Source organism: Serratia sp. 121840015-1 (assembly GCF_053627655.1).
This window is the reverse complement of sequence record NZ_JBSEYF010000004.1, coordinates 205,574-228,605: the sequence shown is the minus strand read 5'-3', so window position 1 is coordinate 228,605 and position 23,032 is coordinate 205,574. Positions and strand designations below refer to the sequence as shown.

The following is a 23,032-nucleotide window of genomic DNA, read 5'->3' as shown; positions in this document are numbered from 1 at the left end:
AAGGAGCCGAGCATGAACCGGAACAGTTCCTCCAGGCCAATGAAAACCAGACGCGAGCCAGATGCGAAGCGTTTGCCCTGGTATTCTCCTTCGGGGGCTCCGGTGTCAAGGCGCCGGCTATGCGGGGTGTGTCAGCCGACATTGAAACGCCAGCTGCATACGCCGCAATTCGTCTTCCATGAAGCGACGGTCTTGTTGATCGTGGCCGGCCAGCTCGATATTACAACGGCCTCACACCACCTCTCTCTGGAGAACCCCGACGAACTGGTCTTGATCGCCCCCAATACCCGTGCAGATTTGGTCAAAACACCGGTCGACATCGATCGGCCTTTTCGCTCGCTATTCCTGACGCTGTCGGCAGAATTGCTGGATACCTTTCACCGAAACCGGCAAGCTTCGGCCCCCATTCGCTATACAGACTACGCGTGTAACACGCTGCCTCTGAACGAAGATCTGTCGGCGACGTTTTATCACGTGATTGAAAGCGTGGAAAAACAAGAAATCAGCGATATTCGCCTGCAATATCGCCTGTTGGACTTTTTGACCGCGCTGGCCGAACGGGGGCATGTTTTCACGCATTTGCCATTGGATAGCGCATCACAGCGCCTGCGCACCTTGATTTTTGAGGCTCCGGAACAAAACTGGACGGCGGAAACAGCGGGAAAAACGTTAGCGATGAGCCCGGCAACGTTGCGGCGGCGTCTTGCCGCCGAACAGACGCGCTTCGAAGACTTACTGATAGACGTCCGTATGCATCACGCCATGATGTTGGTTCAAACCACCCGATGGGATATGACCCGCATTGCAGAAGCCTGCGGCTACAAATCCAGAGCGCGCTTTAGCGAACGCTTTCAAAAGCGTTTTGGTTACGCGCCTTCCGCCATCAGATAAAACGCTGGGCTGATCAGGCAATCTTGCTTTGCCGCTGATGCGCCAGCTGCTCGGCGCGCAGCAGGATCTCCTGCAGATCGTCCTCATCGATATCGAACAGATCCCCCTCCATCAGCGCCTCGTGCAGATCGGCGCGGGTGATGGAAACGGCATCGATCGGCAGATTGGCCGGCTTGGCCTCCGCCGGCGCCAGCGCGTGCGGGTAGCGTCGCCCGGCCAGGTTATTGAACAGAATGGCCAGCGCCGCCAGCAGCACCGAGTTCAGCAGCACCGGGTACAGCACAAAGTGATAGCCCATCTGGTGAATGCCGGGGCCGCCGAGGATGGCGGTCAGCGCCACCGCGCCGCCCGGCGGATGCAGGCAGCGCAGCTTGAACATCAGGCCGATGGCCACCGCCGTCGCCACGCCGCAGGCCAGGCCCGGATCGGGGATCAGCAGACCGGCGCTGACGCCCACCGTCGCCGCCAGCGCATTGCCGCCGACGATCGACCAGGGCTGCGTCAGCGGGCTGTTGGGCACGCCGAACAGCAGCACCGCCGAAGCGCCCATCGGCGCGATAAACCACAGGTTCACCTCACCCAAAATAAAGTGGCTGATCCAGCCGGCGAGCATCAGCCCCAAACCGGCGCCGACGCTGGAAATCAGCATCTCTCGCTTGCCCACCGCCAGCGGGTGCGGCCACAGGCGCGCGCATCCCACTTTTACTCGTTCTATCCACTGCGTCTTCATGTTACCCAATACGGCTCAATTCACGTGTTGGCAACAAATATATCACATCACCCTGAAGGAACTCACGGCGCCGTAAACCGCGCCGCCCAAGAACTTTTAGGCTAACAGATTGATTTTTAGCCTCCCCTCGTCAATGATGAATGTTCCCCCCTTAACCCCGAGGAACCGCCGATGTCTCAACCGATCATCGAGCTTTATACCGACAGTGAATTTTTCAGCCCGTACGCCATGTCCGCCTTTGTCGTGCTGACGGAAAAAGGCATTCCGTTCACCGTGAAGCCGGTGGATCTGGCGAAAGAAGAGAACAAAGAGGCGGCCTACGCGGCGCTGTCGCTCACCCGCCGGGTGCCGACGCTGGCGATCGGCGAGTTTCAGCTCTCGGAGTCTTCGGCGATCGCCGAATACCTGGAAGACATCCACCCGGCCCACGCCGTGTACCCGCGCGACGTGAAGCTGCGCGCCAAGGCGCGCGAGATCCAGGCCTGGCTGCGCAGCGATCTGTTGCCGATCCGCGCCGAGCGCTCGACCGAGGTGGTGTTCAACAACGGCAAGTTCCCGCCGCTGTCCGAAGCCGCGCAGGAGGCCGCGCGCAAGCTGATCGCCGCCGTGGAAAAGCTGCTGAGCCACGGGCAGGACAATCTGTTCAGGGAGTGGTGCATCGCCGACACCGATCTGGCGCTGATGCTCAACCGGCTGGTGATGCACGGCGACCCGGTGCCGGAGCGCGTGCGCCACTATGCGCACAAGCAGTGGCAGCGCCCGTCGGTGCAGGCCTGGCTGGCGTTGTCGGAAAAAGGGCGCGCCTGAGAAAAAAATCGGCGGCCACGACGCCGCCGTTCTCAATGCCGAGAAACAACATCACTGCTTGAGGGAAGGCAAATCACCATCCAGAGGGCAGATAGCCTAACAATGAAGCGATGGCGTACACCGCGCTGGCCAGGTACAGCAGCACAATGCTGACCTGCAGCAGCGGGTGCGTGATCCAGTTGCACTGCCAGCGCGGGGTCTGGTCGCCATGTTTGCGCGCGCCGCGCAGGATCAGCATCGGCATGATCGACAGGATCACTCCGCTGAACACCCCGGCGAAGTAGAGCGCGTTGACGAACGACACCAGCCCGCTGTAGGCCAGCACGAACGGCGGCACTACCACCAGCAGCAGCACGCCGAAGCGGCGCAGCGGCAGCTCGTCGTTGCCCAGCCGAAACTTGTCGAAAATATTGGTCAGGAAGCTGCCGCCCAATCCCCAGTACGAGGTTAGCATCGCACACAGCGCAAAGATGTTGGCGGAGAAGAACGCCCACTGCCCCAGCGCCTGGCCCCAGGAGATGGTGGCCACGTCGGAGATGTCATCCAGCCCGCTGAGCGCGATCACCGACATCGGCACCGCCGCCAGCAAAATGAAGGTCACCACCATACCGACGATGATCGCCTTCGGCAGTTGTTCCGGCTTGTCGGCAAAGCCGCGCGCCATTTCCGGCACGATGTACTGCGCCGAGAAGCAGAACACCACCACGTTGAACACCGGCACCATATAGCGCCAGTCACCGTCCAGCAGGTTGCGCATCTGGGTGGTGTCTTTCAGCAGCGTTGCCGCCACCAGCGCGGTCAACATCACCACCATGCCGATGCTCATGAACTTCTCGCCGCGGCCGATCGCTTTCAAACCGAGGTACAGCACGCCGGCGGCGGGCACGAAGAACAGCAGGCTGCCCAGCGCCGGCGAGATGCCGAACAGCGATTGCAGCAGCTTGCCGCTGCCGGTCATGTAGGCGGTAAGCGCCCCAACGCTGTTGACGCACACCGAAGCGAACATAAGCCAGGCGCCCAGGCCGCCGACGTAGCGCTTCGCCAGCCCGCTCAGCTGCAGATGTGCGCGGGTGCGCAGCGTGGATTCGGCGACGTACAGCATAGTGATGGTGGTCAGGCTCCCCACCAGCACCAGCCAGAACAGCAGCGGCAGGAAACCGGCCTTGCTGGAGGCGTAGGCGATGGAGAGCACCCCGGCGCCGATGTTGGTGCCGACGATCATCGCCACCCCTTCGAGGAAACTTAACGATTTGGCGGGTGCAGGTGCTCGCACCCCGGCGGCAAGCGCCGGAGAAACAGAGATATTATCAGACATGCATCATCCTTTATCGCCCGGCGACGCTGGCCGCCGGGATGGGTTAACGTCCTGACGCTCAACAGCTCACATCGATACACAGGTATTTCAGCTCCAGATATTCTTCTATCCCGTAGCGCGATCCTTCACGCCCGAGCCCTGACTGTTTCACGCCGCCGAACGGCGCCACTTCGTTGGAAATCAGCCCGGTGTTGATGCCGACCATGCCGTACTCCAGCGCTTCCGGCACGCGCCACTGGCGCGCGGCGTTCTGCGTGAACAGGTAGGCGGCCAGGCCGAATTCGGTGTCGTTGGCCATGGCGATGGCTTCCGCCTCGTCATGGAAGCGGAACAGCGGCGCCACCGGCCCGAAAGTCTCTTCTTTGGCGAAGCGCATCTTCTGCGTTACCCCGGTCACCACCGTCGGCTGGAAGAAAGTGCCGCCAAGCGCGTGCGGCTGGCCGCCGGTGGCGATCTGCGCCCCTTTGATCAGCGCGTCGTCGATATGGCTCTGCACCTTCGCCACCGCATCGCTGTCGATCAGCGGCCCCTGGGTGGTGCCTTCCTGGCTGCCGTCGCCAACTTTCAACTGCTCGACCGCCGCCACCAGTTTCTCCGCCAGCCGCTCGTAGATGCCGTCCTGCACGTAGATGCGGTTGGCGCAGACGCAGGTCTGGCCGCTGTTGCGGAACTTGGAGGCCATGATGCCCGCCACTGCCGCGTCCAGATTGGCGTCGTCGAACACGATGACCGGCGCGTTACCGCCCAGCTCCAGCGACAGTTTTTTGATGCTCGGCGCGCACTGCGCCATCAGGATGCGGCCAACCTCGGTCGAGCCGGTAAAGCTCAGCTTGCGCACCACCGGGCTGTCGCACAGCACCTTGCCCACCTGCGCCGCTTCGCCGGTCACCACCTGCAACACGCCGGCGGGAATACCGGCGTCCTGCGCCAGCTTGGCCAGCGCCAACGCGGTCAACGGCGTTTGCTCAGCCGGTTTGACGATGATGGCGCAACCGGCCGCCAGCGCCGGCGCCACCTTGCGGGTGATCATCGCCGCCGGGAAATTCCACGGGGTGATGGCCGCACACACGCCGATCGGCTGTTTCACCACCACCAGGCGCTGCGAAGCCTGCGGCGCCTGCAATACCGCGCCGTCCACCCGCTTGGCCTCTTCGGCGAACCAGGTGATGAACGACGCGGCGTACGCCACTTCGCCACGCGCTTCCGCCAGCGATTTTCCCTGCTCGGCGGTCATCAGCTGCGCCAGATCTTCCTGTGCGGCCAGCACCTTGTCGGCCCAGGCCAGCAGCAGCGCAGAACGCTGCTTGGCGGTCTGCTGTTTCCACTCGTTTTGCGCCCGCTGCGCCGCCGCGATCGCCTGCTGGGTTTCCTCTTCGCTGACCAGCGGAATGCTGGCCAGTTCGGCGCCGGTGGCCGGGTTGATCACCGCTTCGCGCTTGCCGCTCAGGGCATCGCACCATTCGCCGTTGATCAGACACTGGCTGCGCAGCAGCTCGGGATTGTTCAATTTCATGCCGTTCGCTCCTTAGTGGGCCAGCGCGCGAGACAGGATGCCCATCGCCTTGGTGAACTGATCGTCCGGGATGGTCAGCGGGTACAGGAAGCGAATCACGTTGCCGTTCACGCCGCAGCTCAGCAGCAGCAGCCCTTCCTCCATCGCCTTCTGCTGCACCTGACGGGTGATATCGGCTGAAGGTTTACCGGTAGCCGGATCGTTGAACTCCACCGCCACCATCGAGCCTTGCGCGCGCACATCGGCGATCGCCGGGCTGGTTTTGCGCGCCTGCTGCAACACTTCCACCAGATGCTGGCCGAGACGCTGAGCGCGCTGGCACAGCTGCTCTTCGTCGATCACGTCCAGCACCGCATGCGCCGCGGCCACCGCCAGCGGGTTACCGGCGTAGGTGCCGCCCAGCCCGCCCGGCGCCGGCGCGTCCATCACCTCGGCGCGGCCCGCCACCGCCGACAGCGGCATGCCGCCCGCCAGGCTTTTCGCCATGGTGATCAGATCCGGTTTAACGCTGTAGTGCTCCATAGCGAACAGTTTGCCGGTACGGGCGAAGCCGGTCTGCACTTCGTCGGCGATCAGCAGAATGCCATGCTGGTCGCACAGCGCACGCAGCGCCTGCATGAATTCGGCCGGCGCCACGTTGAAGCCGCCTTCGCCCTGCACCGGCTCCAGCACGATCGCCGCCACCTGCTTGGGATCGATATCCGCTTTAAACAGGCGATCCAGGCTGTTCATCGCGTCTTCGGTGGTCACGCCGTACAGCGCGTTCGGGTACTGGCCGTGAAACACCGAGCCGGGGAATGGGCCAAAGCCCAGTTTGTAAGGTGCCACTTTGCCGGTCAGCGCCATGGTCATATAAGTACGGCCGTGGAAACCGCCGCCGAAGGTGATCAAGCCCGGACGGCCGGTGTAAGCGCGGGCGATCTTCACCGCGTTTTCCACCGCTTCCGCGCCGGTGGTGAAGAAGGCGGTTTTACTCGGGCCGGCGATCGGCGCGCGCTGGTTGATGCGCTCCGCCAACGAAACATAGCTTTCGTAAGGAACGATCTGATAGGCGGTGTGGGTGAAGGCCTGCAGCTGCTTTTCAATCGCGGCGATCACCTTTGGGTGGCGGTGGCCGGTGTTCAGCACGGCGATCCCCGAGGCGAAGTCGATCACTTCTTTGCCTTCCACATCCCACAGCGTGGCGTTCTCTGCGCGCTCGGCGTAAAAACCACACATCACGCCCACTCCGCGCGGGGTGGCGTCCTGACGGCGTTGGTTCAATTCTGCGTTTTTCATGCTGTTCTCTCCGGTCGGTGCCAGTTACACGTTTCGTTCACATTCGTGAAACAATGCCGTTTATTTACACAGGATGTGGCCCTATAATCGAGTGCCAGTTACGAATAATTGAGGGATCCAATTGCGCTCATTGAGTGGTGATCTGTTGCTGCAGCGCCTCGGCGAGCAGCCCGATGACAAGCTGCACAAGCGGCTTTACAACGCGATCCGCACCAGCATTCTCGACGGCAGCCTGCCGCCCTCCAGCCGCCTGCCCGCCTCGCGCGATCTGGCGCAGGAACTCAGCCTATCCCGCAACACCGTGTTAACCGTTTATGAACAACTATTGGCGGAAGGTTACGTGTTGGCGCGCACCGGCAGCGGCACCTTCGTCGCCGACACGGTGCCGGACAGCTGCCTCTCCACCGGCAGCGCCCCGGCGGACGGCAGCGGGCAACCGCGCCGCGTCGAACTGTCGGAGCGCGGCGCCACGCTGCTGCACCACGCCAGCGCCAGCCCCAAACAGTGGGGGGCATTCATTCCCGGCGTGCCCGACGTCAACGCCTTTCCCCATCAGCTGTTCAGCAAGATCCAGGCGCGCCTCAGCCGCCGCCCGGCGCCGCAGCGGCTGACCTACAGCAATCAGGGCGGTAGCCCGGAGCTACAGCATGCGCTGGTGGAGTATTTACGGGTGGCGCGCTCGGTGCGCTGCTCGCCGGAACAGATCCTGATCACCGAGGGCATCCATCAGGCGATCGATCTGGTGACGCGCATGCTGTGCAATCCAGGGGATGACGCCTGGATCGAAGAGCCGGGCTATTGGGGGATCCGCAATATCCTGCGCATCAATGCGCTGAACATCTGCCCGCTGGCGGTGGACGAAGCCGGGCTGGTGCCGCCGGAGCAGCCGACCACCCCGCCGCGGCTGATCTTCGTCACCCCGTCACACCAGTATCCGCTCGGCTCGGTGATGAGCCTGGCGCGCCGCCAACGGCTGCTGGCGCTGGCGCGCAACGCCGGCGGCTGGATCGTCGAGGACGACTACGACAGCGAATTCCGCTTTTCCGGCCAACCGATCCCGGCGCTGCAAGGGCTGGAGGCCGACGCGCCGGTGATTTACATCGGCACCTTCAGCAAAACGCTCTACCCGGCGCTGCGCCTCGGCTATGTGGTGTTACCGCCGCCGCTGGTGCAGGCGCTGAAAACCGCCCACGCCGAGCTGTACCGAGGTGGGCACCTCCTGATCCAGAGCGCGCTGGCTGAATTTATTCAGGCAGGGCACTACACCGCGCATATCCGCCGCATGCGGTTGCTGTACGCCCGGCGGCGCGCCTTCCTGACCGGATTGATCGAACAGCACATCGGCAAACAGGCGCTCAGCGAATTCAACAGCAACGCCGGATTGCACCTGATCCTCAACCTGCCGGACGAGGCCGACGACGTGGCGATCGCCGCCGCCGCCGGCGCGCAGGGGGTGCTGGTGCGGCCGCTGTCGCGCTACTACATGCTGCCCAACCGCCGGCGCGGCCTGCTGATGGGGTTTGCCTGCGTGCCGGAAGAGCAGATGGCCGCGGCCTTCACCCAACTGTTGGCCTGCATTAACGCGCCCGAGATGAAAAAGGCGGCCCCCTAGGGCCGCCTTTGCGCGTTACCAGGCCTGAAGCCGCCAGCCGTCCGCCTGCCGGTTCAGGCGGTGCGTCGGCCGCAGCGCCTGCAGGAAGTCTTCGTCGTGCGATACCACCAGCATCGCGCCGGGGAAATCCGCCAGGGCAGTTTCGATCGCCAGCGACGACGCCAGATCCAGGTGGTTGGTCGGTTCGTCCAGCAACAGCAGCTGTGCCGGTTGTCGCCGCCACAGCGCGCAGGCCAGCGCCGCCTTGAGCCGTTCGCCGCCGCTCAGCGCGCCCAGCGGCAGCGCGATGCGATCCGCGCCAAGCTGCAGCTGCGCCAGCCGGGTGCGAAACGCGCCTTCCGCCAGCGGCGAATCCTGCAGCCCCAGATGGTCCATCACCGACAGACTCGGGTCGAGCTGCGACAGAGTTTGATCGAGGTAGGCCGTCGACAGCGGGCAATGACAATGGCCGGAAAGCGCCGTCAGCTGACCGAGAACGGTCTTCAGCAAGGTGGATTTGCCGCAGCCGTTGGGGCCGGTCAACGCCACGCGCATCGGGCCGTCGATCCGCAGATCCAGCGGCGGCGCGCTGACGAACGGCAGCTGCAGCTGCTCGAGTACCAGCACCTGCTTGTTCGCGCTCACTTCGCTGCCCGGCAGCGCCAGCAACACCGGCTGCTCGTCCTCCACCCGCTGATAGGCCTCGCGCACCGCCGCATCGAGGCTGTCGCGCTGATCCTGATGCTGTTTGCGCAGCGTGCCAAGGCTCTCCTTCGCCGCCGATTTGTAGGCCGCCCGTTCGAAAGAGGCGATATTCAGCGTATCGACGACGCGCAGCGTTTGCGCCGAGCGCCGCTGGCTCATGTCGTGCTCTTTCTGCTGACGGGCGCGGGTGCGGCGGCGCTCCTCGCGCGCATGTTCCAGATCGGCGCGCGCCGCCTGCTGCTCCGTGTCGCGCTGGCGCCGGTAGTCGTCGTAGTTGCCGCCATAGCTGCGCAGCGCGCCGGGCGTCAGTTCGACGATGCGCTCCATACGCCCCAGCAGCTGCCGATCATGGCTGGCGATCAGCAGCCCGCCGCGCCACTGATCCAGCTGCTGATACAGCCAGGCGCGCCCGGCGCTGTCGAGGTGGTTGGTCGGTTCGTCCAACAGCAGATAATCCGCCTCCCCCAGAAAAGCGCCACACAGCGCCGCGCGCATCCGTTCGCCGCCGCTCAGTGAGCTTGCGGATCGCAGCGGATCGAAGGCCGGCAGCCCGGCGGCGGCGAAGGCGCTTTGCAGGCGATCGTTGAGATCCCAGCGTCCTTCCAGACGATCGATGTCGTCCGCCAACGGCCGCCCTTGCTCGATGCGCGCCAGCGCGGCGAAGACCTCTCCGTAGCCCAGCAGCTGCGCCAGCGTGGTGTTCGCCGCGATCTCCGGCTGCTGCGCAACGTAAGCCAATGCGGCATGGGATTCGACGTGCCCGTTGCCCGGCCGCTCCCGCCCGGCGATCAGGCGCAGCAGCTGGGTTTTGCCGACGCCGTTACGCCCCACCAGGCCGCAGCGCGACCGTTCGAAAGCGAGATCCAGCGGGCCGAACAGCGTTTCGCCGTCAGCAAATTGGCAGGTCAGTTGATGTAAAACGAAATAAGGGGACTGCGCAAAATGAGCCATAAGCACTCCTGAATGAGATCAAAACATCCCCACAGGGCGCGGGAGCGCACAGCGTGGGACCCGATATCAGCAGGTGTGGTTGTTCATTTTCGGTTATGGCTCCGCAGAGAGAAGGTATTTACAACGCGCAAAGGTTAACCGATCTTTTGTTCGTTATGCAAACGGTGCCTGAGATTCATGACGTCTATCACATTCGGCACAACGCAGATTCCCAAGCGGCGCGACAACGGCTAGATTTATCTCATCCGACCACTTATGTTCACATAATTATAACAACGGGCCCCGATTTCACCCGATGGAGAGTGCAATGAGCAATTACCCTCACCTGCTGGCGCCGCTGGATCTCGGCTTCACCACCCTGAAAAACCGGGTGCTGATGGGATCGATGCATACCGGCCTGGAAGAGCTGCCTGACGGCCCGCAGCGCCTGGCCGCGTTCTATGCCGAGCGCACCGCCGCCGGCGTGGCCCTGATCGTCACCGGCGGCATCGCGCCCAACGACAAAGGCGTGGTGTATCGCGGCGGCTCCACCCTCAACAGCGAGGCGCAGTTGCCTCACCATCGGCCGGTCACCGAGGCCGTTCATCGCGCGGGCGGCAAGATAGCGCTGCAGATCCTGCATGCCGGCCGCTACAGCTATCAGCCGCACCCGGTGGGCCCTTCCGCGCTGCAGGCGCCGATCAATCCCTTCGCGCCAAGCGCGCTGAGTGAAGCGGAGATCGAGCAGACCATCGCCGACTTCGCCCGCTGCGCGGCGCTGGCGCAACAGGCCGGCTACGACGGCGTTGAGGTGATGGGTTCCGAAGGCTACCTGATCAACCAATTTTTGGCGGCGCGCACCAACCAGCGCGACGATCGCTGGGGCGGCAGCTTCACCAACCGCATGCGCTTCGCCGTCGAGATCGTGCGGGCGGTGCGACAGGCGGTGGGCGCGGAATTCATTCTGATCTACCGGCTGTCGATGCTCGATCTGGTGGAAGACGGCTCCAGCTGGCAGGAGATTGAACAGCTGGCGCTGGCGGTCGAACAGGCGGGCGCCACGATCATCAATACCGGCATCGGCTGGCACGAGGCGCGCATCCCGACCATCGCCACCATGGTGCCGCGCGCCGGGTTCAGCTGGGTGACCCGCAAGCTGATGGGCAAGGTGGGTATTCCGCTGATCACCACTAACCGCATCAACGATCCGGCGGTGGCCGAGCAGGTGCTGGCGGACGGCTGCGCCGACATGGTGTCGATGGCGCGCCCGTTCCTCGCCGACGCCGCCTTTGTGCAGAAAGCCGCCGAGGGACGCGCCGACGAGATCAATACCTGCATCGGTTGCAACCAGGCCTGTCTCGACCAGATTTTTGAAGGCAAGCTGACGTCTTGCCTGGTCAACCCGCGCGCCTGCCGCGAAACCGAAATGCCGTTGACGATGGCGGAGAAACCGAAAAAGCTGGCGGTGATCGGCGCCGGCCCCGCCGGGCTGGCCTTCGCCACCACTGCCGCCAGCCGCGGCCATCAGGTGACGCTGTTCGACGCGGCCGATCAGATCGGCGGCCAGTTCAACATCGCCAAGCAGATCCCCGGCAAGGAAGAATTCCATGAAACCCTGCGTTACTTCCGCCGCCAGCTGGCGCTGCGCGAAGTGACGGTCAGGCTGGGCGTCAAGGTCGAGGCGGCGGATTTAAGCGAATTCGACGAAGTGATCCTCGCCTGCGGCATCTTGCCGCGCACCCCGGACATCCCCGGCATCGGCCACGCCAAGGTGCTGAGCTATCTGGACGTGCTGCGCGATAAAAAACCGGTCGGCCAGCGGGTGGCGATCGTCGGCGCCGGCGGCATCGGCTTCGACACCGCCGAGTACCTCAGCCAGCACGGCGTGTCCAGCAGCCAGGATCAGGCGGAATTCAACCGCGAATGGGGCATTGACGGCCGCCTTGAGCAGCGCGGCGGGCTGGCGGCGCAAGGCCCTCAGGCGCCACGCGCCGCGCGGCAAATCTATCTGCTGCAGCGCAAAACCAGCAAAGTGGGCGAAGGCCTGGGGAAAACCACTGGTTGGATCCACCGCGCCAGCCTGGCGATGCGCGGCGTGAAAATGCTCAACAGCGTCAGCTATCGGCTGATCGACGACGAAGGGCTGCACATCACCCGCGCCGAGCAGGACAGCTGCCTGCCGGTAGACACGGTGGTCATCTGCGCCGGGCAGGAACCGCGCCGCGAGCTGCAGCAACCGCTGCTGGCGATGGGGAAAACCGTGCATCTGATCGGCGGCGCCGACGTGGCCGCCGAGCTGGACGCCCGCCGCGCGATCGATCAGGGTACGCGGCTGGCGATGGCGCTGTAAAAAAGGGGCGCACCGCGCCCCTTGGTCATCACGCTCAGCGACGCGCGCCGGATTTCACCGCTCTCAAGATCACGAACTTCTTGTTCGAGGCTACCAGCGTGCAGTTGCCGAACAGACGCTTGAGCTTCTGATGATAGTCGAGGTGGCGGTTGCCGACGATGCGTAACTCGCCGCCTACCTGCAGGCAGCGCTTGGCGTCGCAGAACATCTGCCAGGCGGTGTGATCGGTAATGGCATGCTGCTGGTGGAACGGCGGGTTACACAGCACCGCCTGCACGCTTTCGCGCTCGATGCCCGCCAGCGCGTTGTTCACCTCAAACTGGCAACGATCCAGCTCTTGCGGCAGGTTGTGCTCCACGTTCAGTTCGCTGGAAGCCACCGCCATGTAAGATTCATCGACGAAGGTCACCTGCGCTTCCGGGTTTTGCGCCAGCGCCGTCAGGCCAATCACGCCGTTGCCGCAGCCCAGATCGACGATATGGCCGTTCAGGCCACGCGGCAGATGTTCCATAAACAGGCGCGCGCCGATATCCAGGCTGCCGCGCGAGAAGACGTTGGCGTGGTTATGGATAAGCCAATCGGTGCCGTCCAGCGTCCAGTCGGTGGTTTCCGCCGCCGCCGGTGGGACGATATCCGCCGCCTGGCAGAAGATCAGGCGCGCTTTCTTCCACGCCAGGCTGGTGCGCGTCGGGCCCAGCACCTTTTCAAACAGCTGCATCGTCGAGGTATGCACGTCGCGCGCCTTGGCGCCGGCGACGATCAGCGTGTCTTCGGTCACGACGTGGCGCAGCGCGCGCAGCTGCTGCTCCAGCAGCGCCAGCGCTTTCGGCACGCGAATCAGCACCACCGCCGGCGCCGCCGGCAGCTCGGCCAGGCTGTCCAACAGCGTGACCTGCTCGGGATCCAGACCGTTGAGCTTCAGGTTGTGGCGCGTCGCCAGCTGGCTCATGTACGAGTCGCTGACGCTGTAAGGACGATGCGCGTGCAGCGCACAGGCCAGGGTGCCGAAGTTATCGTTGAAAATCAGCACCGGACGGCCGCCGATATCTACGTTTTCAAGCTGTTGCAGCAGATATTCGTCCGCTGCTTCCCACGCCTGCAGTTGGGTGGATTCTTCCTGTTGGGGATAACGCTCCAGCTCAAGTTGCTGTGTTCCCAGATCGAGTTGGCTCATTGCCCCTCCTGACTGATAAAATTTGGGCTGTTTATCCCCTAAAAACGCCCGTCAGTAAAATGTTTTTTCGGATAAATTGCGTATGTCAGGATTTGAGCGAAAAAACAGCATAGAATGACCGGCTGAATGGCCGTTGATACGGAACAAGAATGTCTGAATTGACCTACCTGCAAGGCTACCCAACGCATCTGCAAAGCCAGGTGCAGCAACTGATCCATCAGAATCGGCTGGGAGACGTGCTGCTGCAGCGCTATCCGCAGGTGCACGACTGTACCACCGACAAGTCGCTGTATCAGTTTACCGTCGATCTGAAAAACCAGTATCTGCGCAACGCCCAGCCGCTGAGCAAGGTGGCCTACGACAGCAAGATCCACGTCATGAAGCACGCGCTTGGCCTGCACACCGCCATCTCGCGCGTGCAGGGCGGCAAGCTGAAGGCCAAGGCGGAAATCCGCGTGGCGACGGTGTTCAAGGTGGCGCCCGAACCCTTCCTGCGCATGATCGTGGTGCATGAGCTGGCGCACCTGAAAGAGAAAGATCACAACAAGGCGTTCTACAGCCTGTGCTGCCATATGGAGCCGGATTACCACCAGCTGGAGTTCGATACCCGGCTGTATCTGACGCACCTTTCGCTGTTCGGCGAGCTGTATGCATAGCGAGTGAGGGCGTGATAATCTGCGGTTTTAGGCCTGGACCGGAGCTCGCCATGATTCGCTTTGCCGTCGTCGGCACCAACTGGATTACGGAACGTTTTATCGATGCCGCCCATGAAAGCGGCAAACTCAAGCTGAGCGCCGTGTATTCACGCTCGCTGGACCAGGCGCAGGCATTTGGCGCCAACTATCAGGTCACGCAGTTTTTCGACTCGCTCGAGGCGATGGCACAGTCTGACGCCATAGACGCGGTGTATATCGCCAGCCCCAATTCCCTGCACTGCCCGCAATCGCTGCTGTTCCTGCGCCATAAAAAACACGTGATCTGCGAAAAGCCGCTGGCCTCCAACCAGCGCGAAGCGGAACAGCTGGTAGCCTGCGCGCGGGAAAATCAGGTGGTGCTGTTCGAAGCGTTCAAAAGCGCCTACTTGCCGAATTTCCTGGCGCTGCAGCAGGCATTGCCGAAAGTCGGCCGGCTGCGCAAAGCCTTTATCAACTACTGCCAATACTCTTCGCGCTACCCGCGCTATCTCGCCGGCGAGAACCCCAACACCTTTAACCCCCAGTTCTCCAACGGCTCGATCATGGACATCGGCTACTACTGCCTGGCCAGCGCGGTAGCGCTGTTCGGCGCGCCGCAGTCGGTGCTGGCCAGCGCCACGCTGCTGGATACCGGCGTGGACGCCCACGGCACCGTCTGTCTGAACTACGGCGATTTCGACGTCACGCTTTCCCATTCCAAGGTCAGCGACTCGGCGATCCCCAGCGAGATCCAGGGGGAAGAAGGCACGCTGATTATCGACAAGATTTCCGAGTGTCAGGGCGTGGCGCTGACGCCGCGCGGCGGCAACCGCCAGGATCTGAGCCAGACGCAGCACATCAATACCATGCTGTATGAAGCGCTGGCCTTCGCCGAGCTGATTGAGAAGCATCAGGTGGAACACCCGGGGCTGGAGAATTCGCTGATCGTCGCCCGCCTGCTGACCGACATCCGCCGCCAGACCGGCGTCGTCTTCCCCGCCGACGGAGAATGAGATGAAACCGCTGCTCGTGATGCAAACCGGCGACGCGCCGCAGGCCATTCGCCAGGAACTTGCCAACTTTGAAGGTATGTTCCTGCAACAGGGCAACATCGACGCCGAACGCGCGCACATCGTGCATCTTCCCGCCGGCGAGAGGCCGTTGCCGCCGGCCGCCTATTGCGGCGTTGTCATTACCGGCTCACCGGCGATGGTGACCGAACAGCTGCCGTGGAGCGAGGAAGCCGCCGAATGGCTGCGTCAGGCGATGGCGATCAAACTGCCGTTGTTCGGCGTCTGCTACGGCCACCAGCTGCTGGCCTACGCGCTCGGCGGCGAAGTGGGCTACCACCCGCAGGGCATGGAGGTGGGTACGCTGGAGATCGAACTGCTGCCCGCCGCGGCCGAAGACCGGCGGCTCACCCTGCTGCCGCCGCGTTTCAAGGCCAACCTTATCCATTCGCAGAGCGTGCTGACGCCGCCCGCCGGCGCGCAGACGCTGGCGCGTTCGCAGCAGGACGCGCACCAGATCCTGCGCTATGGCGATCACGCCCTGACCACCCAGTTCCATCCGGAATTCAACGGCGCGGTGATGAGCCAGTATCTGCAGTGGCTCGGCGAACTGCATCCCGAGCAGCAGGCCCGCTATCAACAGCAACAACAACAGGTTAGCGACACGCCGTTCAGCCGCCTGCTGCTGCAGGGATTCGTCGTCAGCCTCGGCGCGCAAAAAGCGATGGCCGGCTAACGCGATTCACGTTGACCGCCGACACATTTTGCATTACTTTCTGCTCTGCAAAGGGGAGTAACTTCATTGCCGGTCAATCGTCATTACGATGCGCAAGCATCCGGTTACCGGGCAACCTGATGTCAAAGGTGTAACCACCTTCATCAACGTTGTAAGTGAGACCTTGCCGGAAGGCGAGGTTTGCTTGCAGCGTTCACAGAGCGGCTGGCGTCTTCCGACGTTGGCCGTTTTTGTTTTTGAAGGATACCTCTGATGATGAATTCCGTTGGCACACCGTGGTTATGGGGCAGCTTCGCCGCCGTCATCGTCGTGATGCTCGCAATCGACCTCCTGTTGCAAGGCCGTAAAGGCGCGCACACCATGACCCTGAAGCAGGCCGCCAGCTGGTCGCTGGTGTGGGTCAGCCTCTCCCTGCTGTTCAATTTCGGTTTCTGGTACTACCTGAATGAAACCGCCGGGCGCGCCGTCGCCGATACCCAGGCGCTGGCCTTCCTGACCGGCTACCTGATCGAAAAAGCGCTGGCGGTGGATAACGTGTTCGTCTGGCTGATGCTGTTCAGCTACTTCGCCGTGCCGGCCAATCTGCAGCGGCGGGTGCTGATCTACGGCGTGCTGGGCGCGATCGTCCTGCGTACCATCATGATCTTCGCCGGCAGCTGGCTGGTCAGCCAGTTCCAGTGGCTGCTGTATCTGTTCGGCGCCTTCCTGCTGTTCACCGGTATCAAGATGGCGCTGGCGAAGGAAGATGACTCGGCGATCGGCGACAAGCCGCTGGTGAAATGGCTGCGCAGCCACCTGCGCATGACCGACAGCCTGGAAGGCGAGCGCTTCTTCGTGCGCCGCAACGGCATCCTGTTCGCCACCCCGCTGGTGCTGGTGCTGATCCTGGTCGAATTGAGCGACGTGATCTTCGCGGTGGACAGCATCCCGGCGATCTTCGCCGTGACCACCGATCCGTTCATCGTCCTGACCTCTAACCTGTTCGCCATCATGGGCCTGCGCGCCATGTACTTCCTGCTGGCCAACGTAGCGGAGCGTTTCTCGATGCTGAAATATGGCCTGTCGGTGATCCTGGTGTTTATCGGCATCAAGATGCTGATTATCGACTTCTTCCACATCCCGATCGGCGTGTCGCTCGGCGTGGTGGCAGGCATCCTGACGCTTACCTTGCTGATCAACGCCTGGGTCAATAGCCGCAACGATCGCCTGGCGAAGAAATAACCACAATCTGTTATCCGGGGCGCTAGTCGCCCCGCGATTGTTTGGCAATTCCCCCAAAACGCCAAACGTTATTGCGATCACACAAATGTAACCAGTATGTTATCAAGTGTTGATCCGCGCTCAGAATTTCATCCCCGCCTCTTTCCAACATCATTCGATTGCTGAATACTGATTCGGCAAACACACTTAGTTACAGAATCATATAAAGCTACCCGGCGTCGTTCCCGCCGCGGCGGCCAGATAACATCAGGAAGAAAGCACTATGCAAAAACTACTACAAAAGATCACGCAGGGTAGCCTGGTCAAACAAATCATGGTTGGCCTGGTGGCCGGCATTCTGTTGGCGCTGGTTTCGCCGGCGGCGGCTTCCGCCGTCGGCCTGCTCGGTTCCCTCTTCGTCGGCGCGCTGAAAGCGGTGGCGCCGGTGCTGGTGCTGATTCTGGTGATGGCCTCGATCGCCAACCATAAACAGGGGCAGAAGACCAACATTCGCCCGATCCTGTTCCTCTACCTGCTGGGCACCTTTGCCGCCGCGCTGGTGGCGGTCGTCGTCAGCTTTATCTTCCCTTCTACGCTGGCGCTGACCACCGGCGCGACGGACATTACCCCGCCGGGCGGCATCGTGGACGTGATGAAAGGCCTGTTGATGAGCGTGGTGGCCAACCCGTTCCATGCGCTGATTAACGCCAACTACATCGGTATTCTGGCGTGGGCCGTCGGGCTGGGGCTGGCGCTGCGCCACGCTTCCGAAACCACTAAAGGGCTGATCAACGACATGTCCCATGCGGTTACGCTGGTGGTGCGCGCGGTGATCCGCTGTGCGCCGCTCGGCATCTTCGGCCTGGTGGCTTCCACGCTGGCGGAAACCGGCTTCGGCGTGCTGTGGGGCTACGCCCAGCTGCTGATGGTACTGCTCGGCTGCATGCTGCTGGTGGCGCTGGTGCTCAACCCGCTGATCGTTTACTGGAAAATCCGCCGCAACCCGTATCCGCTGGTGTTCGCCTGCCTGCGCGAGAGCGGCGTGACCGCCTTCTTCACCCGCAGCTCCGCCGCCAACATCCCGGTGAACATGGAGCTGTGCAAGAAGCTGAATCTGAATGAGGACACCTACTCGGTTTCCATCCCGCTGGGCGCCACCATCAACATGGCCGGCGCGGCGATCACCATCACCGTGCTGACGCTGGCGGCGGTGAACACGCTGGGCATCGCGGTGGACGTCCCGACCGCTCTGCTGCTGAGCGTGGTGGCCGCCCTGTGCGCCTGCGGGGCCTCCGGCGTGGCCGGCGGCTCGCTGCTGCTGATCCCGTTGGCGTGCAACATGTTCGGCATTCCGAACGACGTGGCGATGCAGGTGGTGGCGGTCGGCTTTATTATCGGCGTGCTGCAGGATTCGGCGGAAACCGCCCTCAACTCCTCCACCGACGTGCTGTTCACCGCCGCGGCCTGCCAGGCGGAAGATCAACGGCTGGCGAACGAAGACCCGCTGAAGGTGCGTTAAGCGCAAGTTGCTTCATAAAAAGGCGCTCCCTCGAGCGCCTTTTTTGTCAGCGTTAGAGCGTCACCCCGCTTTTAAAGATCGCCAGCTCGCGGAAATCGTTGGCTTCATTGCGCGCCGGGCGGCCGTTGGCGATTTCGACGATCAGATCGACGAAGCGGCCGAGCAAGGTCTCCATCGCCACGCCGTGGATCAGGCCGCCGGCGTCGAAATCGATCCAGTGCGGTTTCTTCGCCGCCAGCTCGCTGTTGGTGGCCAGCTTCACCGTCGGCACAAAGCCGCCGTACGGCGTGCCGCGCCCGGTGCTGAACAGCACCATATGGCAGCCGGCACCGGCCAGCGCGCTGGTCGCCACCGCATCGTTGCCCGGCGCGCTGAGCAGATTCAGCCCCGGCACGCGCAGCCGCTCACCGTACTTCAGCACGTCCACCACCTGGCTCAGGCCCGCTTTTTGGGTGCAGCCGAGCGATTTCTCTTCCAGCGTGGTAATGCCGCCGGCCTTATTGCCCGGCGATGGGTTCTCGTATATCGGCTGTTGATGGGCGATGAAATAGCGTTTGAAATCGTTGATCATGTCGACGGTTTTGTCGAAGGTCTCCCCGTCGCGGCAACGGCTCATCAGAATGCGCTCGGCGCCGAACATCTCCGGTACTTCGGTCAGCACCGTGGTGCCGCCGTTGGCGATCACATAATCGGAAAAGCGCCCCAGCAACGGGTTGGCGGTGATGCCCGACAATCCGTCCGAACCGCCGCACTCCAGGCCGAACTTCAGCTCGCTCAGGCGGCCCGGTTCGCGGCGATCGTGGCGCATCTCCCGGTACAGCTCGTGCAACAGCGCCAGCCCGGCCTCCACCTCGTCGTCCTGCTGTTGGCACACCATAAAGCGCAGCCGCCGCTCGTCCGCCATCCCCAGCGTGGCGCGAAAAGCATCCACCTGATTGTTCTCGCACCCCAGCCCGATCACCAGCACCGCGCCGGCGTTGGGATGGCGCGCCATGTTCTGCAGCATGATGCGGGTGTTGGCATGATCCTGCCCCAGCTGCGAGCAGCCGAACGGATGGCTGAACAGATGCACGCCGTCGATCCCCTCCGCCTGCGTTTGCTGCAAAAAGCGCTGCTGGATCTGGCGGGCGATGCCGTTGACGCAGCCGACGGTCGGCACGATCCACAGTTCGTTGCGGATCCCCACGTCGCCGCCGGCCCGGCGGTACAGCTGCACCTCGCGATCCGCCGCCTGCGGCGGCAACGCCGGGAACTGCGGCTGGTAACGGTAGCTGTCCAGATCGCTCAGGTTGGTTTTGGCGTTTTGCGAATGAATATGCTCCCCAGGGCCGATGGCCACGAGCGCGTGGCCGATCGGCTGGCCATATTTGATGATGTCCTCGCCCTCGGCGATCGGGCCGAGCGCAAACTTGTGCCCGCGCGCCACCGGCTGCACCAGCGGAACGGCTACGCCTGCCAGCTCAACCGTGTCTCCAGCGGCCAGATCGCGCAGCGCTACCGCCACGTTATCCTGCTCGTGAATCTTTATCGTACTTTGCATAAACCGGTCCCGGATAACGGCTACGCCAGGTCAATGGCGAAATAGTCTTTGGCGTTGTCGAAGCAGATGTTTTTCACCATCCCGCCCAGCAGCGCGATATCGGCCGGCGCTTCGCCGTCCGTCACCCAGCGGCCGATCATCTGGCAAAGGATACGGCGGAAGTACTCATGGCGCGTATACGACAGGAAGCTGCGACTGTCGGTCAGCATGCCGACGAAGCGGCTCAGCAGCCCGAGCTGCGCCAGCTGCGTCATTTGGCGCTGCATGCCGTCCTTCTGATCGTTGAACCACCAGCCGGAGCCAAACTGCATCTTGCCCGGCGTGCCTTCCCCCTGGAAATTGCCGATCATGGTGCCGATCACTTCGTTATCGCGCGGGTTGAGGCAATAGAGAATGGTTTTCGGCAGGCCGCCCTGCCGCGCCTGGGCATCCAGCAGCCGCGACAGCGGCTCCGCCAGCGGCCGATCGTTGATCGAGTCGAAGCCGATATCCGGCCCGACGGCGGCCAACATGCGGCTGTTGTTATTGCGCAGCGCGCCGATGTGATATTGCTGCACCCAGCCGCGGCGCCGGTATTCGCCGGCCAGGAACAGCAGCACCGCGCTTTTGAACTGCGCGCTCTGTTCCGGCGTCGGCAGCTCGCCGTTCAGGCGACGCAGCAGGATCGCATCCAGCGTCGCTTCATCGGCCTCGCCGAACACCACCACGTCCAGCGCATGGTCGGCCACCTTGCAACCGTGGGCGGCGAAGTGATCCATACGCTTGTGCAGGGCGTCGCACAGCATGCTGAAACGGCCGATGGCGGTGTCCGCCGCCGCCTCCAGCTGCCGCAGATAGTCATTGAAGCCGGGCGCATCGATGGCGAAGGCCTTGTCTGGCCGCCAGCTCGGCAACACCTTGATATCGAAGCTATGATCGTCGGCGATCGCCCGATGGTGGCGCAGATCGTCGATCGGATCGTCGGTAGTGCCGACCATTTTCACGTTCATCTGCCGCATGATGCCGCGCGCGCGAAACTCATCCTGCGCCAGCAGCGCATTGCCGCGCTGCCAGATCTCATCCGCCGTGCTCGGCGACAGCAGCGTCCCGGTGATGCCGAACGGCCGGCGCAGCTCCAGGTGTGTCCAGTGATAGAGCGGGTTGCCGATGGTGTGCGGCACCGTGGCGGCCCAGGCGTCGAATTTCTCGCGATCGCCCGCATCGCCGGTGCACAGCCGCTCCGCCACGCCGTTGGTGCGCATCGCCCGCCATTTGTAGTGATCGCCCCGCAGCCAGATATCGTACAGGTTGCTGAAGCGGGTATTCTCCGCAATCTGCTGCGGCGGCAAATGGCAGTGGTAGTCGAAAATCGGCTGCTGCGCCGCGTAGTCATGGTACAAACGCCGGGCAAATTCGCTGTCCAGCAGGAAATCTTCGCTCAAAAACGTCGCCATCTCGGGCTCCTTACCTTACTTGCCGTGCGGCACAGGGATCGAATCACAAAAGTTATCACACCAATTTTAGCGAGCGTCCAGCAAATTTTTCCCGCCATCTGCCGTTTTGCTGTCCTCCAATCCCTTTTTCGCTCGTTTTTACGGCAAATGTGCGGTATAAACGCCCTATTTCACCGGCGACAGTATCGCTCAGGCGAATAATTCCTTTTGTGATATCACTCAACTTTTAAACCTGTATGACAGGTTATTGTCTCGCCAGCCGCATCGCCGGCCATACCTTCAAACGGGGAGACATTTCGGATGCGTAAAATTAAAGGGTTACGCTGGTACATGATCGGGCTGGTGACCGTCGGCACCGTGCTGGGTTACCTGACCCGCAACGCCATCGCCGTGGCGGCGCCGACGCTGGAAGATACGCTGCACATCACCACCCAGCAGTATTCCTATATCGTCGCCGCCTATTCCGCCTGCTACACCGTGATGCAGCCGGTGGCGGGCTATGTGTTGGACGTGCTCGGCACCAAGGTCGGTTACGCCATGTTCGCCATTCTTTGGGCGGTGTTCTGTATGGGCACCGCGCTGGCCAACAGCTGGGGCGGGCTGGCGTTGGCGCGCGGCGCGGTCGGCATGGCCGAGGCGGCGATGATCCCCGCCGGGCTGAAGGCCAGCAGCGAGTGGTTTCCGGCCAAAGAGCGTTCGATCGCCGTCGGCTATTTCAACGTCGGTTCGTCGATCGGCGGCATGATCGCCCCGCCGCTGGTGGTATGGGCCATCGTGGCGCACAGCTGGGAGATGGCGTTCATCATCACCGGCGTGCTGAGCCTGATCTGGGCCATCTGCTGGCTGCTGTTCTACAAGCACCCGAAAGATCAGAAGAAACTGAGCCAGGAAGAGCGTCGTTACATCCTCGAAGGCCAGGAAGCGCAGCACCAGACCTCAAACGCCAAAAAGATGTCCGCCTGGCAGATCGTGCGCAACCGCCAGTTCTGGGGCATCGCGCTGCCGCGCTTTCTGGCGGAACCGGCCTGGGGCACCTTCAACGCCTGGATCCCACTGTTCATGTTCAAGGCCTACGGCTTTAATCTGAAAGAGATCGCCATGTTCGCCTGGATGCCGATGCTGTTCGCCGATCTCGGCTGCATCGTCGGCGGCTACCTGCCGCCGCTGTTCCAGAAGTATTTCAAGGTCAATCTGATCGTCTCGCGCAAGCTGGTGGTGACGATGGGGGCGGTGTTGATGATCGGCCCCGGCATGATCGGCCTGTTCACCAGCCCTTATGCGGCTATCGCGCTGCTGTGCGTCGGCGGCTTCGCCCATCAGGCGCTGTCCGGCGCGCTGATCACCCTCTCTTCCGACGTGTTCGGCCGCAATGAGGTGGCGACCGCCAACGGCCTGACCGGCATGGCGGCCTGGACCGCCAGCACGCTGTTCGCCCTGGTGGTCGGCGCCCTGGCGGACACCCTCGGCTTCAGTCCGCTGTTCGCCGCGCTGTCGGTCTTCGACATTCTCGGCGCCATCGTCATCTGGACGGTGCTGCAAAACCGCCCGGCCGCCGAACCGCAACCCGCCGCGCTGCAGCCGGCCCCGGCGCGCAGCTGATCCCGCCGCCCGGCCGCCGCGCCGGGCCTTTTGCTCC

Annotated in this window: 19 protein-coding genes; 10 read left to right on the top strand and 9 right to left on the bottom strand. The window is 62.9% G+C overall.

Going from position 1 to position 23,032, the window contains the following annotated elements; genetic code table 11:
• Nucleotides 1-12: 12 nt before the first annotated feature.
• Entirely contained in the window at nt 13-891 is an 879-nt protein-coding gene (locus ACUXAC_RS19275; protein WP_342179159.1) for an AraC family transcriptional regulator, read from the top strand.
• A 13-nt stretch (nt 892-904) separates the two neighbouring features.
• On the opposite strand, the gene ACUXAC_RS19270 is transcribed toward ACUXAC_RS19275, so the two are convergent.
• Nucleotides 905-1,621: an HPP family protein gene (locus ACUXAC_RS19270; RefSeq protein ID WP_387445055.1), complete on the bottom strand. Its 717-nt coding sequence runs from the start codon at nt 1,619-1,621 to the stop codon at nt 905-907.
• A 171-nt stretch (nt 1,622-1,792) separates the two neighbouring features.
• Between ACUXAC_RS19270 and yfcF the strand changes: the two genes are divergently transcribed.
• Nucleotides 1,793-2,428: a glutathione transferase gene (gene yfcF / locus ACUXAC_RS19265; protein ID WP_387444990.1), complete on the top strand. Its 636-nt coding sequence runs from the start codon at nt 1,793-1,795 to the stop codon at nt 2,426-2,428.
• Nucleotides 2,429-2,501: 73 nt separating this feature from the next.
• On the opposite strand, the gene ACUXAC_RS19260 is transcribed toward yfcF, so the two are convergent.
• From ACUXAC_RS19260 to ACUXAC_RS19250, 3 genes are read right to left on the bottom strand one after another with little or no spacing between them, the layout of a single operon-like run.
• Nucleotides 2,502-3,743, bottom strand: a complete 1,242-nt coding sequence (locus tag ACUXAC_RS19260) for an aromatic amino acid transport family protein (RefSeq protein WP_454266833.1) — start codon at nt 3,741-3,743, stop codon at nt 2,502-2,504.
• Between the two features lie 58 nt (nt 3,744-3,801).
• Nucleotides 3,802-5,256, bottom strand: coding sequence for an NAD-dependent succinate-semialdehyde dehydrogenase (locus ACUXAC_RS19255; RefSeq protein ID WP_225529196.1), 1,455 nt, complete (start codon nt 5,254-5,256; stop codon nt 3,802-3,804).
• A gap of 12 nt (nt 5,257-5,268) precedes the next feature.
• Complete coding sequence (locus tag ACUXAC_RS19250) at nt 5,269-6,534, bottom strand: 4-aminobutyrate--2-oxoglutarate transaminase (protein ID WP_454266832.1); 1,266 nt, start codon at nt 6,532-6,534, stop codon at nt 5,269-5,271.
• 121 nt (nt 6,535-6,655) lie between these two features.
• Here ACUXAC_RS19250 and pdxR point away from each other — a divergent pair, with 121 nt between their 5' ends.
• Nucleotides 6,656-8,146 carry a MocR-like pyridoxine biosynthesis transcription factor PdxR gene (gene pdxR, locus ACUXAC_RS19245; RefSeq protein WP_454266831.1) on the top strand — a complete coding sequence of 497 codons (1,491 nt, stop codon included), beginning with the start codon at nt 6,656-6,658 and terminating at the stop codon, nt 8,144-8,146.
• Between the two features lie 15 nt (nt 8,147-8,161).
• On the opposite strand, the gene ACUXAC_RS19240 is transcribed toward pdxR, so the two are convergent.
• Nucleotides 8,162-9,781 carry an ABC-F family ATP-binding cassette domain-containing protein gene (locus ACUXAC_RS19240; RefSeq protein WP_454266830.1) on the bottom strand — a complete coding sequence of 540 codons (1,620 nt, stop codon included), beginning with the start codon at nt 9,779-9,781 and terminating at the stop codon, nt 8,162-8,164.
• A 307-nt stretch (nt 9,782-10,088) separates the two neighbouring features.
• On the opposite strand from ACUXAC_RS19240, the gene ACUXAC_RS19235 reads away from it, so the two are divergent.
• Nucleotides 10,089-12,110, top strand: a complete 2,022-nt coding sequence (locus ACUXAC_RS19235) for an oxidoreductase (protein WP_454266829.1) — start codon at nt 10,089-10,091, stop codon at nt 12,108-12,110.
• A gap of 34 nt (nt 12,111-12,144) precedes the next feature.
• Here the strand turns inward: ACUXAC_RS19235 and rlmG are convergent, their stop codons facing one another.
• Entirely contained in the window at nt 12,145-13,284 is a 1,140-nt protein-coding gene (gene rlmG / locus ACUXAC_RS19230) for a 23S rRNA (guanine(1835)-N(2))-methyltransferase RlmG (protein WP_015379148.1), read from the bottom strand.
• Between the two features lie 149 nt (nt 13,285-13,433).
• On the opposite strand from rlmG, the gene ACUXAC_RS19225 reads away from it, so the two are divergent.
• The 5 genes from ACUXAC_RS19225 to sstT all read left to right on the top strand — a co-directional run bounded on the left by ACUXAC_RS19225 (nt 13,434) and on the right by sstT (nt 18,423).
• Nucleotides 13,434-13,940, top strand: coding sequence for a M48 metallopeptidase family protein (locus ACUXAC_RS19225; protein ID WP_004937154.1), 507 nt, complete (start codon nt 13,434-13,436; stop codon nt 13,938-13,940).
• Between the two features lie 50 nt (nt 13,941-13,990).
• The gene (locus ACUXAC_RS19220; protein ID WP_070915396.1) at nt 13,991-14,971 is read left to right on the top strand and encodes a Gfo/Idh/MocA family protein; all 981 of its coding nucleotides are present in this window, start codon (nt 13,991-13,993) and stop codon (nt 14,969-14,971) included.
• A 1-nt stretch (nt 14,972) separates the two neighbouring features.
• On the top strand, nt 14,973-15,704 hold the full coding sequence (locus tag ACUXAC_RS19215; RefSeq protein ID WP_060424716.1) for a glutamine amidotransferase: 732 nt from the start codon (nt 14,973-14,975) through the stop codon (nt 15,702-15,704).
• A 252-nt stretch (nt 15,705-15,956) separates the two neighbouring features.
• Entirely contained in the window at nt 15,957-16,925 is a 969-nt protein-coding gene (locus ACUXAC_RS19210) for a TerC family protein (RefSeq protein ID WP_318653017.1), read from the top strand.
• Nucleotides 16,926-17,187: 262 nt separating this feature from the next.
• Nucleotides 17,188-18,423: a serine/threonine transporter SstT gene (gene sstT, locus ACUXAC_RS19205; protein WP_454266828.1), complete on the top strand. Its 1,236-nt coding sequence runs from the start codon at nt 17,188-17,190 to the stop codon at nt 18,421-18,423.
• Nucleotides 18,424-18,475: 52 nt separating this feature from the next.
• Here the strand turns inward: sstT and ACUXAC_RS19200 are convergent, their stop codons facing one another.
• Genes ACUXAC_RS19200 through ACUXAC_RS19190 form a run of 3 tightly spaced genes read right to left on the bottom strand, consistent with a single transcriptional unit; the run spans nt 18,476 to nt 21,619 of the window.
• Nucleotides 18,476-19,963 (bottom strand): UxaA family hydrolase, encoded by a 1,488-nt coding sequence (locus ACUXAC_RS19200; protein WP_141960322.1) that lies wholly within the window; start codon nt 19,961-19,963, stop codon nt 18,476-18,478.
• A gap of 20 nt (nt 19,964-19,983) precedes the next feature.
• Entirely contained in the window at nt 19,984-21,396 is a 1,413-nt protein-coding gene (gene uxaC / locus ACUXAC_RS19195; protein ID WP_060424706.1) for a glucuronate isomerase, read from the bottom strand.
• Nucleotides 21,397-21,451: 55 nt separating this feature from the next.
• Nucleotides 21,452-21,619 carry a hypothetical protein gene (locus ACUXAC_RS19190; RefSeq protein WP_454266827.1) on the bottom strand — a complete coding sequence of 56 codons (168 nt, stop codon included), beginning with the start codon at nt 21,617-21,619 and terminating at the stop codon, nt 21,452-21,454.
• A gap of 77 nt (nt 21,620-21,696) precedes the next feature.
• On the opposite strand from ACUXAC_RS19190, the gene ACUXAC_RS19185 reads away from it, so the two are divergent.
• Nucleotides 21,697-22,995, top strand: a complete 1,299-nt coding sequence (locus ACUXAC_RS19185) for an MFS transporter (RefSeq protein WP_060424703.1) — start codon at nt 21,697-21,699, stop codon at nt 22,993-22,995.
• Nucleotides 22,996-23,032: the final 37 nt, after the last annotated feature.